The 1,102-nt window shown below is 63.6% G+C and carries 1 protein-coding gene; it reads right to left on the bottom strand.

Annotation, left to right across the window (positions count from 1 at the left end; genetic code table 11):
* Nucleotides 1–70 precede the first annotated feature (70 nt).
* Nucleotides 71–1,102: transposase (locus AU465_RS33085; protein WP_192257218.1), on the bottom strand; the 1,032-nt coding region annotated here is incomplete at its 5' end.

Raw genomic sequence — 1,102 nt, 5'->3', positions numbered from 1 at the left:
GTTGAAAAAATCGGCCGCGTCTCGGCCACGACATCGACTGATGTTAGGTCGTGAGCAGACGCCTTCCGCCTCATGCCGGTTTCGGCATCGGCACCGGAATCAGCTTGGCGAGTTTCCTGAGGTTCTGGGCAGTGGCTGCCAGATGGAACTCGTCTCGAGCACCGTTTGGTCCTCGTAGTCGCAAGCGATCCAGCTTCAGGATGCGCTTGAGGTGGGCAAACAGCATCTCGACCTTCTTCCTCTCGCGACGCGAGGTGACATAGGCGTCGGTGGCGGCAATATCGCGGGCCATGTCCCGCGCACCCTCGTGGATAGAGCGTAGGATCTTGCGGGCTGGACCGTTCGGACAGCATCGAGGCTTGAGGGCGCAGGCGTCGCAGTCGAGCTTGCTGGCGCGGTAGCGCATGAAGCCCTCGTCGTCGACACCGTCGCGGGGTGAAGCGAACCGCCGACGATACTGCCTGAGCTCCTTGCCGCCTGGACAGGTGTAGAGATCGCGCTTGCGATCATAGCTGAACTCTGCCCGCTCGAAGGTCCCATCGCGACGCTCCGACTTGTCGAAGACCGGGATATGCGGCTCGATCCCGCGCTCGTGCACCAACCAGCCCAACATCTCGGCCGAGCCGTACGCGCTGTCGGCGGCCAGGCGTTCCGGATAGAGGCCGAAGCGATCCTGGGCGCGATCGATCATGGTGCGTGCCGCGCCGACTTCCGCCTGGCGTATGGCGCGGCTTGCCTCGACGTCCACGATGACGGCGTGATCCAGGTCGATCAGATAGTTGGTGGCGTAGGCGAAGAAGGCATGCCCCTTCATCGCTCCCGTCCACTGAGCCGCCGGGTCGGACCTCGATATGAACTTCGGCTTCACCTCGCTCGCTGCACCCCACGCGGCATCGTCCAACGTGTCGAGATACTCCTGTACCGAGCGGCGTGTCGCCGCCATCGTCTCCCAGTCGACCTGCTCCGATCCCTCGGCAGAGCGCTGCTTGTTCGCGTCCGCCCTGATGAGGCTGGCATCGACGGCGAAGCCCTCGTTGCCGACGAGACCTTCTTCGATGCAACGACGCACCGTCGTCTCGAAGAGTTCGCGCAGCAGATCGCT

The sequence above is a fragment of the Mesorhizobium silamurunense genome (genome assembly GCF_014843905.1).
In the GTDB taxonomy this organism is placed as follows: domain Bacteria; phylum Pseudomonadota; class Alphaproteobacteria; order Rhizobiales; family Rhizobiaceae; genus Mesorhizobium; species Mesorhizobium silamurunense.
The sequence above is the reverse complement of the archived record's forward strand: the minus strand, read 5'-3'. Positions and strand labels throughout refer to the sequence as shown.